General features: G+C 64.2%; 11 protein-coding genes. 2 read left to right on the top strand and 9 right to left on the bottom strand.

The window, feature by feature from the left end; genetic code table 11:
* The 9 genes from ACK543_RS04795 to ACK543_RS04755 form a co-directional block, all read right to left on the bottom strand.
* On the bottom strand, positions 1-165 hold a 165-nt coding region (locus tag ACK543_RS04795; RefSeq protein ID WP_409941337.1), incomplete at its 3' end, for a GTP-binding protein.
* 205 nt (positions 166-370) lie between these two features.
* Positions 371-2473, bottom strand: a complete 2103-nt coding sequence (gene fusA, locus ACK543_RS04790; RefSeq protein WP_409941709.1) for an elongation factor G — start codon at positions 2471-2473, stop codon at positions 371-373.
* A gap of 160 nt (positions 2474-2633) precedes the next feature.
* Positions 2634-3107, bottom strand: a complete 474-nt coding sequence (gene rpsG / locus ACK543_RS04785) for a 30S ribosomal protein S7 (RefSeq protein WP_005798541.1) — start codon at positions 3105-3107, stop codon at positions 2634-2636.
* Positions 3108-3278: 171 nt separating this feature from the next.
* Positions 3279-3656: a 30S ribosomal protein S12 gene (gene rpsL / locus ACK543_RS04780; protein ID WP_015012185.1), complete on the bottom strand. Its 378-nt coding sequence runs from the start codon at positions 3654-3656 to the stop codon at positions 3279-3281.
* Between the two features lie 227 nt (positions 3657-3883).
* Positions 3884-5053 (bottom strand): D-alanyl-D-alanine carboxypeptidase family protein, encoded by a 1170-nt coding sequence (locus ACK543_RS04775; RefSeq protein WP_409941708.1) that lies wholly within the window; start codon positions 5051-5053, stop codon positions 3884-3886.
* A 121-nt stretch (positions 5054-5174) separates the two neighbouring features.
* Positions 5175-5825: an alpha/beta hydrolase gene (locus ACK543_RS04770; protein ID WP_409941707.1), complete on the bottom strand. Its 651-nt coding sequence runs from the start codon at positions 5823-5825 to the stop codon at positions 5175-5177.
* 157 nt (positions 5826-5982) lie between these two features.
* Positions 5983-6330: a (2Fe-2S) ferredoxin domain-containing protein gene (locus ACK543_RS04765; protein ID WP_409941706.1), complete on the bottom strand. Its 348-nt coding sequence runs from the start codon at positions 6328-6330 to the stop codon at positions 5983-5985.
* Between the two features lie 52 nt (positions 6331-6382).
* Positions 6383-7480: a VanZ family protein gene (locus tag ACK543_RS04760; RefSeq protein WP_409941710.1), complete on the bottom strand. Its 1098-nt coding sequence runs from the start codon at positions 7478-7480 to the stop codon at positions 6383-6385.
* 23 nt (positions 7481-7503) lie between these two features.
* A complete protein-coding gene (locus ACK543_RS04755) occupies positions 7504-7932 on the bottom strand; it encodes a CopD family protein (RefSeq protein WP_409941705.1) in 429 nt (142 codons plus the stop codon).
* Between the two features lie 125 nt (positions 7933-8057).
* Here ACK543_RS04755 and hemB point away from each other — a divergent pair, with 125 nt between their 5' ends.
* Positions 8058-9065, top strand: coding sequence for a porphobilinogen synthase (gene hemB / locus ACK543_RS04750; protein ID WP_409941704.1), 1008 nt, complete (start codon positions 8058-8060; stop codon positions 9063-9065).
* 71 nt (positions 9066-9136) lie between these two features.
* Positions 9137-10333: a magnesium transporter CorA family protein gene (locus ACK543_RS04745; protein WP_409941703.1), complete on the top strand. Its 1197-nt coding sequence runs from the start codon at positions 9137-9139 to the stop codon at positions 10331-10333.
* The last annotated feature ends 157 nt before the right edge of the window (positions 10334-10490 follow it).

The raw sequence follows: 10490 nt of genomic DNA, 5'->3' as shown, positions 1-10490 counted from the left end.
TTCAGGCGCTGCGTCGATCTGGTCGTATGCCTTGGCTTCGCCGCCGAACTTGGTGGACAGCACGGTGGCAATCGCCGCAGTCAGCGTCGTCTTGCCGTGGTCCACGTGGCCGATCGTGCCCACGTTGACGTGGGGCTTGGTGCGTTCAAACTTACCTTTTGCCATTTTGATAACTCCAAAGAGCATTGCCTGTGTCAGGGTTTAACGTCTGCACCCGATTGCTGATTCGTCCCGCACAGGGCAACAGGACGGCACCGGGTCGCAGATTGCGAAATTGCTATACTATTCATAGCTGCTAACACACGACCAGCGTGCGTGGCAGCCATTTTTGACTTTAAAAGTCGATTATCAGAACATCTAAGCGTGCGCCTTACTTGGCGCGTGCGGCCATGATGGCTTCCGACACGTTGCGAGGCGCTTCGCTGTAGTGCTTGAATTCCATCGAGTACGTGGCGCGGCCTTGTGTGGCCGAGCGCAGCGTGGTGGAGTAGCCGAACATTTCCGACAGCGGGACTTCAGCACGGATGGCCTTGCCGCCGCCCGGGATGTCGTCCATGCCCTGCACCATGCCGCGACGGCTGGACAGGTCGCCCATCACGTTGCCGGCGTAGTCTTCAGGCGTTTCCACTTCCACGGCCATCATGGGTTCCAGGATGACGGGGCCAGCCTTCCGGCAGCCTTCCTTGAAGCCGAAGATGGCAGCCATCTTGAACGCCAGTTCGTTGGAGTCCACGTCGTGGTACGAACCGAAGTGCAGCGTGACCTTGACGTCCACCACGGGGTAACCGGCCAGCACGCCCTGCGTGACGGCTTCGTTGATGCCCTTTTCCACGGCCGGGATGAATTCGCGAGGCACCACACCGCCCTTGATCGCATCGACGAACTCGATGCCCTTGCCGGCTTCGTTGGGTTCGATCTTGAGCACGACGTGACCGTACTGGCCCTTACCACCGGACTGGCGCACGAACTTGCCTTCGGCTTCTTCGACCGTCTTGCGGATGGTTTCGCGGTAGGCCACTTGCGGCTTGCCCACGTTGGACTCCACACCGAACTCGCGCTTCATGCGATCGACGATGATTTCCAGGTGCAACTCGCCCATGCCGGAGATGATGGTCTGGCCGGATTCTTCGTCGGTCTTGACGCGGAAGGATGGGTCTTCGGCAGCCAGACGCTGCAGCGCAATGCCCATTTTTTCCTGGTCGGCCTTGGTCTTAGGTTCCACGGCCTGCGAGATCACGGGCTCGGGGAACACCATGCGCTCCAAAATGATCTGCGAATTCACGTCGCACAGGGTTTCGCCCGTGGTCACCTCCTTCAGGCCCACGCAGGCAGCGATGTCGCCAGCGCGGATTTCTTCGACTTCCTGACGCTCGTTGGCGTGCATCTGCACGATACGGCCGATACGCTCTTTCTTGCCCTTGATGGGGTTGTAGACCGTGTCGCCCTTGGTCAGAACGCCGGAGTACACGCGCACAAAGGTCAGCTGGCCCACGAACGGGTCGGTCATCAGCTTGAAGGCGAGCGCAGAGAACTTCTCAGCGTCGTCGGCCTTGCGGGTGACGGGCTTTTCGTCGTCGTCGGTGCCGGCCACGTCCGGAATGTCCGTCGGCGCGGGCAGGTAGTCGATCACGGCGTCAAGCATGCGCTGCACGCCCTTGTTCTTGAACGCGGTGCCGCACAGCATCGGATGGATTTCGGTCGCGATGGTGCGCGTGCGCAGGCCGAGCTTGATTTCAGCCTCGGAGAGGTCGCCCTCTTCCAGGTACTTGTTCATCAGCTCTTCAGAGGCTTCGGCAGCCGCTTCGACCATCTTCTCGCGCCATTCTTTGGCTGGCGCGACCAGATCCGCCGGGATGTCTTCGTAGTTGAACTTCATGCCCTGCGAGGCTTCGTCCCAGATGATGGCCTTCATCTTGAGGAGGTCGACCACGCCAATGAACTTCTCTTCAGCGCCGATCGGGATCACGACGGGCACGGGGTTGGCCTTCAGGCGCAGCTTCATCTGATCGTAGACCTTGAAGAAGTTGGCACCGGTGCGGTCCATCTTGTTGACAAAGGCCAGACGGGGTACCTTGTACTTGTTGGCCTGGCGCCAGACGGTTTCCGACTGGGGCTGCACGCCGCCCACGGCGCAGTACACCATGCACGCGCCGTCAAGCACACGCATCGAACGCTCGACTTCAATGGTGAAGTCCACGTGGCCGGGGGTGTCGATGATGTTGAAGCGGTGCTCTGGATACGTGTTGTCCATGCCCTTCCAGAAGCAGGTGGTGGCAGCCGACGTGATCGTGATGCCGCGCTCTTGCTCCTGCTCCATCCAGTCCATGGTGGCAGCGCCATCGTGCACTTCACCGATCTTGTGGCTCACGCCCGTGTAAAACAGAATGCGCTCGGTGGTCGTGGTCTTGCCAGCGTCGATGTGGGCCGAGATACCGATATTGCGGTAGCGCTCGATGGGGGTATTGCGAGCCATGGTGGATCCTTGGATGGGTCGTTTTGTTTTGGGAGACGGTGCTGCACGGTAGCGCAGCGATTCGTCAATTTTGAGACCGCCTCAATCGCCACAAGGCTGCAGGCAACAATGCCGGCAGCCTTGCGCTTGGCGACGATTGCGGGTCGTCGGTTTGCGTTGCTTAGAAGCGGAAGTGGCTGAATGCCTTGTTGGCTTCGGCCATGCGGTGCACTTCGTCACGCTTTTTCATGGCACCGCCGCGGCCTTCGGTGGCCTCGAGCAGCTCGTTGGCCAGGCGCTGGGCCATCGACTTTTCGCCGCGCTTGCGGGCTGCTTCCTTGATCCAGCGCATCGACAGGGCGAGGCGACGCACGGGGCGCACTTCCACGGGCACCTGGTAGTTGGCACCGCCCACGCGGCGGGACTTCACTTCCACCATGGGCTTGACGTTGTTGATGGCAACGGTGAAGGCTTCCAGAGGATCCTTGTCGGGGTGCTTTTTCTCTATCAGTTCCAGAGCACCGTAAATGATGCGCTCTGCAACTGCTTTTTTGCCGCCTTCCATGATCACGTTCATGAATTTGGACAGCTCTACATTGCCGAACTTGGGATCTGGCAGGATTTCACGTTTGGGGACTTCGCGACGACGTGGCATTTTTTACCTCTATCTTTGCTTCAGTTGGCATCTTTTCAGACACCGCGAGAGCCATTGAGGACTCCCACTTACTCGACCCACGCAAGACATTTGCGCTTGGGGTCACTACGCTGCATCACCGCGCCACGCGGGAAACAGCACCGAACATTCTTTGGACCGAAAAACCAGGGCTTACTTGGCCTTGGGCTTCTTGGCGCCGTACTTGGAGCGGGCCTGCTTGCGGTCTTTCACGCCTTGCAGGTCCAGCGAACCACGGACGATGTGGTAGCGCACACCGGGCAAGTCCTTCACACGACCGCCGCGAACCAGCACCACGCTGTGTTCCTGCAGGTTGTGGCCTTCACCGCCGATGTAGGAGATCACCTCAAAACCGTTGGTCAGGCGCACCTTGGCAACCTTACGCAAAGCGGAGTTAGGCTTCTTGGGCGTCGTGGTGTACACACGGGTGCACACGCCACGGCGCTGTGGAGAGTTTTCCATCGCAGGGCTCTTGGACTTGGTCTTTTCGACCTCGCGCCCCTGACGGACCAGTTGATTGATGGTTGGCATGAATTACGTCCCTAAACGTGAATTTGCTTCACTCAGAAGCAGCGCGCCTCGTGAAAAGCGCAAACGTGAATCCCTTCGGAAATTCCGAAAAGCCTTCTAATGTATCAGGTTGGGGCGCGCCAGGCAAGAAGGCGTCGCGCCGCAAGCCAAGCGGCGAGCCCGGCACCGGTGGCCACGAAGGCGCCGCCCCCCCCCGGCCCGCGACGCAGCTCTGCATCAAGCCGTGGTCACTTGATCCACAAGCGGATGGCGTCCCAGGCGCGGCCCAGGATGCCGGCCTGATCGACGGCATGCAGCGCCTCAAGCGGCACCTCGGCCAGCGCCTGCTCGCCCATCACGACCTTGAGCGTGCCCACCGGCTGGCCCTTCGCGAAGGGCGCCACCAGGGGGTCCGGGCGCACGATCTCGGTCTTGATCTTGCCGACGCTGCCTGCGGGAACGGTGACGATGATGGCTTCGGGGCGGCCGATCTTGAGTGTGCTTTCGGTGCCCTTCCACACTGCGGGGGACGACACGGCTTGACCGGCATCAAACAGCTTGACGGCTTCGAACGCGGCGTAGCCCCAGTTCAGGAGCTTTTGGCTTTCGCTGGCGCGCGCGTTTTCGCTGGCAGCGCCCAAAACGATGGACAGCAGGCGGCGCTGACCCACGCCCGGAAACTCGCGCTTGGACGTTGCCACCAGGCAGTAGCCGGCGGCGGCCGTGTGCCCGGTCTTGAGGCCATCGACCGTGGGATCACGAAACAGCAGCGCATTGCGATTGCTGCCGTTGGAAACGGGCGTGCCGGGGTAGCTGTACTGCTTGGTGGCGTAGTAGTGCATGTACTCCGGAAAATCCTTCATCAGCCGCATGGCCAGCACGCTCAGGTCGCGGGCGGTGGTGGTATGGCCGGGCTCGGTCAGGCCTTCGGGGTTTTTGTAGGCAGTGCCCTTCATGCCGAATGCCTGGGCCTGGTCGTTCATGAGCTTGACGAAATTCTCGGCCGTACCGCCCACGCCTTCGGCCAGCGCCATGGTGGCATCGTTGCCCGACTGCACGATCATGCCCTTGATGAGGTCTTGCACCGGCACCTGCATCTTGGGATCGATGAACATGCGCGAGCCCGGCATCTTCCAGGCGCGCACGCTCACGGGCAGCTTTTGATCCAGCGTGACTTTCTTGGCGCGCAGGGCATCAAACACCAGGTAAGCGGTCATGAGCTTGGTGAGTGATGCCTGCTCGACCGGCGCGTCGATGTCCTTGGCGGCCAGAATCTGGTTGGCGGTCACATCCACCAGCAGGTAGGTGCGGGCGGCAATTTCCGGGGGCTGCGGGGCCTGGGCATGCACGCCGAAGGCGGCCGGAGCCACCGCAGCAAGAACGGCAAGGGATCGCAACGCGGACAGGATTCGTTTCATGGGGGAGATCAGCACTGAGAGGGCTCGAAAGAAAAAATGGCAGAAAACGGCAGTGGCTGGCTGCATGGCAAAGGCGGCCCGCGCGTCCCGGACGGCGAAGGGGCCGCGCCGCACACCGGGGTCAGCCGCCCGCCTGCAGGTGCCGAACCACCAGCGTTTTCAAAAGCGGCAATTGTCCGTGAAAGAAATGCCCTACCGCTGGTATGACTGTGACGGGCAGACTCTGGGGCCGCGCCCAATCCATCACCGAGGCCAGCGGCACGGTGTCGTCGGCCTCGCCGTGCAGCACCAGCGTGCGCACATGCGCGGCGGGCGGGATGGGCGCCACCGTGAAGCGGCTGGCCGCGGTGCCCACCAGCACGACCTGATCCACGCGGCCCTGGGGCCAGAGCTCGACCAGGGCGTGGCTGGTGACGAATGCACCAAAGGAAAAGCCCGCCAGCGCGAGGCGCTGGCCCTGCGCGGCGGGTGCCACCTGCTCGACCACCGCCAGAAGATCATCGCGCTCGCCCCGACCCTCGTCATGGACGCCCGCCGTGGCACCCACGCCGCGAAAATTAAACCGCACCGCTGTCCAGCCGCACTGCACGAAGGCACGCGCCAGCGTCTGCACCACCTTGTTGTCCATCGTGCCGCCAAACAGCGGGTGGGGATGGGCAATGACGGCAATGCCGCGCGGCGCGACGCCGCCTGCGGGGGATGCGGCGTCGCGCACGGCTTCGATGGCCCCTGCGGGGCCGTGCAGGGTCAGGCGTTCGGTCTGGGCGTTCACGGCGTTGCTGTGTTTCAAAGCGCCTTCAAAGTCATCCACCGATGCCCTGAAAGCTTAAAAAGAGATCAAAGATGGCAGAGACACAGCGTGGGCCAGGGGACTGTGCCCGGCGCGGCGCAGGCCACGGCCTGCCACCGGCTGTGTCCGGGCCGCGTGCTCAGCGGCCAAGTTCGGCAGGCGTCAACAGACGCTCGACGATCTGGCCGTTTTTCAGGTGCGACTCCACAATCTCGTCGATGTCTGCCGCATCCACATAGGTGTACCAGGTGCCCTCGGGATACACCACGGCCACCGGGCCGGCGGCGCAGCGGTCCAGGCAACCCGCCTTGTTCACGCGGACCTTGCCGGCCCCCGCCAGACCGGCTGCCTTGACCTGCGCCTTGCAGCGGTCAAAACCGGCCTGCGCGTTGTGGTGGGCGCAGCAGTCGTCGCCATTGCTGCGTTCATTCAGGCAAAAAAAGATGTGGCGCTGGTAGTAGCCCGGCGCAATGGGTTGGTCGCTCATACCGCCATTCTACGAAGCCGCCCGGCGGCGAGCAGGGCGAGAAGGATCGGCCTCAGACGGAACGATCGCGGCGCGACACCCGGATCAGCATGTACACCAGGGCGGCATACGGCCAGAGCCAGCCCAGCCACTGGCCCAGGCCGTAAAAACGGATGAAGCGACCCTGCTCCCAAATTTGCAGCGTTTGCGCGAAGTACGCGCTGGTGGGCGCCTGGTTGAGCAGCGACAGGTGCCACACCAGCGCCACCAGCAGCACGGCCGCGCACGCCCGGTGCGGCACGGCCAGCATGAGCACCGCCACCACCACCGCAGCCCACAGGCCCACCCGCGCGGGCATGCCCAGCCACCCCCATGCGTGCAGCGGCCCCCAGCTCAGGGCCGCCGACAGCGCCGTGAGCGCCACACCGGCACACACCACCGCCAATGCAAACACGGCGCGGCGGCCCGCCTGCCGGATCACGCAGTAGCCCAGCAGCACCGGAATCAGCAGCCCCAGCAACACCACCAGCAGTTCACCGCCGTGCGACAGGGGCTCGAACGCCGCCTCACGCATCGGCAACCAGTCCAGAAAAGGGGTGTCCTCCAGCAGCAAGATCAATGCGTTTTGGGCGCGCTCGAGCACCTGGCCCAGACCAAACGGCACTGCCGCCGGAAACAGCAGCGCCAGCGGCCACAAGGCCAGCAGCACGATGGCTCCGCTGGCGTCGGCCACGAACCAGCGCGCGCGAAAATCACTCCAGCGATCCAGGGCGCCCAGGCGCTCGAGCAGCAGCGCCGCCAAAGCCCCGGCCAGGGTGCCTGCCGCATTCAAGGTCAGATCCATGTTGGACGGCACCCGCCGGGGAAGGTAGATCTGCAGGAACTCCATCGCCAGCGACAGCAGCGCACCGGCCAGCACGGCCAGCCACAGCGCGCCGCGCGCCCAGCCCGATCGCATCATGGCCAACGACAGCAGGAACCCCAGCGGCACATAGCCTGCGATGTTGATGGTGGCATCAAAGCCGCTCCAGTAGGGGGGCGGCATGGGCGCCAGCAGGAACACCAGGGGATCAATCCCCTGCGCACGCCAGCCATCAAACGGGAACAGGCTGGCAAAGACGATGAGCACCGCATACACCAGCGCCAGGGGCCAGGCAGACGTTTGGTGCATCGGCATGCGCCCGGCCTTGGTGATCAAAACGGCTTGACGACCACCAGCACCACGGCGATGACCAGCAGCACCACGGGGAGTTCGTTGAACCAGCGGAACCAGATGTGGCTGCGGCGGCAGGTGCCGTCGGCCAGCTGGCGCAGCAGCACGCTGCAGGCGTGGTGGTAGCCGAGCGCCAGCAGCACCACGGCCAGCTTGGCGTGCATCCAGCCATTGCCCGCGCCACGGCCAATGCCATAGCCCATCCACAGCCAGATGCCCAGCACCAGCGCGGGCACCGACAGCAAGGTGGTAAAGCGCAGCAGCTTGCGCGCCATCAGCAAGAGCCGGTCACGCTCGGCGGCCGACCCGGGCGCAACCATGGCCAGGTTGACAAAGATGCGCGGCAGATAAAACAGCCCCGCGAACCAGCTGGCCACGAAGACGATGTGAAAGGCTTTGACCCAGAGCATGGGGGCAGTTTAAGGGCCGGGCACCGCCTGTGCAGCGCCATGCGCGAAAACACCCGTCGCGGGGGCCTGGGCCGCGGCACCCGCCAACGCGCCCCGCCCACCGGTCAATCAGGCAAAATTTCAGGATGCGCCACAGTAGCCCCACCCCCTTTCCGCAGCAACGGCCCCGCCGCCTGCGCCGCGACGCCTTCACCCGCAACCTGGTTCGCGAAAACCGCGTGACGGCCCACGACCTGATCTACCCCGTGTTTGTGCACGAGGGCCACAACGCGCGCACCGCCGTGCCGTCGATGCCGGGCGTGGAACGCCTCAGCCTCGATCTGCTGCTGCCCGTGGCCGAGGACTGCGCGCGCCTGGGCATCCCGGTGCTGGCGCTGTTTCCGGCCATCGACCCGGCCCTCAAGACGCCCGACGGCAAAGAGGCGCTCAACCCCGAGGGGCTGATTCCGCGCGTGGTGCGGGCGCTGAAAAAGGAGTTCCCTGCCCTGGGCGTGATGACCGATGTGGCGCTGGACCCCTACACCAGCCACGGCCAGGATGGCGTGCTGGACGAAACCGGCTACATCATCAACGACGACACGGTGGAGATCCTCACCGGCCAGGCGCTCACCCATGCCGAGGCTGGCGTGGACATCGTCGCGCCCAGCGACATGATGGACGGCCGCATAGGCGCCATCCGCGAGGCGCTGGAAGTGCAGGGCCATATCCACACCCGCATCATGGCCTACAGCGCCAAATACGCCAGCGCATTCTACGGCCCCTTCCGCGATGCGGTGGGCACGCGCGGCGCTTTGGGCAAGGCCGACAAAAATGTGTACCAGATGGACCCGGCCAACAGCGACGAGGCCCTGCGCGAGGTGGCGCTCGATATCGCCGAAGGAGCCGACATGGTGATGGTCAAGCCCGGCATGCCGTACCTCGATATCGTGCGCCGCGTGAAAGACGAGTTCCGCGTGCCCACGTTCGCCTACCAGGTCAGCGGCGAGTACGCGATGATCAAGGCGGCCAGCGCCAACGGCTGGCTGGACCACGACGCGGTCATGATGGAGAGCATGCTGGCCTTCAAGCGCGCAGGGGCCGATGGCGTGCTGACCTACTTTGCGCGCGATGTAGCGCGTTTGCTACAAAAATAAGAGCTATTAACGCCCTATTTACGGGCGCAACAGGCACTTTTCACTCCATTTTTCCCACAGGCGGCGCGCCCATGCGCATCTTCCACATCCACGGCAGCGGCGTGCACGAGCTGGCCGCCCTGCCCCACCACCTGCCCGAACAGGGCTTTGTGTGGGTGGCCTGCGCGCGGCCGGTGTTTCAGCTTCGGCTGGCCGAAATCCAGCAGCACCTGCAACTGCTCACCGGCCTGCAACTGGTGGACCTGCATGTCGCCGACCTGCTCAACCCGCAGTTGCCGTCACGCTACGACTACACCTCGCAGTACGACTTGCTGGTGTTTCGCCGACTGGGCACCGGCAACGGCGAGGGCGCATCCGGCACAACCGGCACATCCAGCGTTGCAGGCGCGCCGGGCGCGGCCGCTGCGGTGGGCACGCCCTCGGCCAGCCCCGCGCCCGCCCCGGCGCGGCGCGGTGGCCCACCCGTGCTGCGCCGCATTGACACCAGCCCGGTGGGCTTTGCCGTGTTTGACCGCGTGCTGCTCACCGTACACCCGCCCGATTGCCAGGTGCGTGACACCTACGCCGCCCGCCTGCTGGCCGCCGGGCCCGGCACCGCCCACGGGGATGTGCGCGAAGGCCGGCCCAGCCCCGTGGCGGGCAGCCGCCTGCCCACCAGCCCGGCCGACCTGATGCTGCGCGTGGTCAACCTGATGGTGGACGGCTATCTGGAGCTGCGCCGCGAGCTCACGCGCCAGCTCGACCACTGGCAAACCGAGCTGCTCAAGCCCCGCGCCCGGTTTGTGAACTGGTCCTCGCTGCTGGAGGCCCGTCTGTCGCTGCACGGGCTGGACGAAACCTGCGAAGACCAGCGCAGCGCCGTGCAGGACTGGACGGACGCCCTGGAGACCTGGGACCCGCCCGATACCGCCGCCGGCCTGCGCGAGCTGGACCTCCTGAAGGTACGCAGCCGCGACGTGCTCGAACACATCGAACGCGTGGTGCACCATGTGCGCCGACTCGAGCAAAGCATCGAGACCGCGGTGCAAATGCATTTTTCGGTGCAGAGCAACCGCACCAACGACATCATGCGCACGCTGACTGCCCTGACCGCCATTTTCCTGCCGCTGAACCTGATCGCGGGCATCTTCGGCATGAACTTCGAGTTCCTGCCGCTCATCCACAAGCAGGACGGCTTTTGGTGGGCCGTGGGGGCCATGGGCGGCATTGCCATCGCACTGGTGGCGCTGTTTTGGCGCAAACGTTACCTGGCGCGCACCGGTACCTGAACACGGCGCGGGCGCAGCCTAGGAGCCTGTCGGACTTGGAAATCGTCGGCTGCAAATCGACCGCAGCGGTCCATTTTTAACCGCCTTTTTGCCCCATAGCTCGGCTATGGGGCTGCAAATTCGGCAAAAACTGTCCTCGCTGGGGCCGATTTTCGCT

Source organism: Acidovorax sp. (assembly GCF_046341535.1).
Classification (GTDB): Bacteria; Pseudomonadota; Gammaproteobacteria; order Burkholderiales; family Burkholderiaceae_C; genus Acidovorax.
The sequence above is the reverse complement of the archived record's forward strand: the minus strand, read 5'-3'. Positions and strand labels throughout refer to the sequence as shown.

Coding starts and splice junctions, on each gene's coding strand:
- fusA (WP_409941709.1), bottom strand. CDS start 2,473: ATGGCTCGCAATACCCCCATCGAGCGCTACCGCAATATCGGTATCTCG.
- rpsG (WP_005798541.1), bottom strand. CDS start 3,107: ATGCCACGTCGTCGCGAAGTCCCCAAACGTGAAATCCTGCCAGATCCC.
- rpsL (WP_015012185.1), bottom strand. CDS start 3,656: ATGCCAACCATCAATCAACTGGTCCGTCAGGGGCGCGAGGTCGAAAAG.
- ACK543_RS04775 (WP_409941708.1), bottom strand. CDS start 5,053: ATGAAACGAATCCTGTCCGCGTTGCGATCCCTTGCCGTTCTTGCTGCG.
- ACK543_RS04765 (WP_409941706.1), bottom strand. CDS start 6,330: ATGAGCGACCAACCCATTGCGCCGGGCTACTACCAGCGCCACATCTTT.
- ACK543_RS04760 (WP_409941710.1), bottom strand. CDS start 7,480: ATGCACCAAACGTCTGCCTGGCCCCTGGCGCTGGTGTATGCGGTGCTC.
- ACK543_RS04755 (WP_409941705.1), bottom strand. CDS start 7,932: ATGCTCTGGGTCAAAGCCTTTCACATCGTCTTCGTGGCCAGCTGGTTC.
- hemB (WP_409941704.1), top strand. CDS start 8,058: ATGCGCCACAGTAGCCCCACCCCCTTTCCGCAGCAACGGCCCCGCCGC.
- ACK543_RS04745 (WP_409941703.1), top strand. CDS start 9,137: ATGCGCATCTTCCACATCCACGGCAGCGGCGTGCACGAGCTGGCCGCC.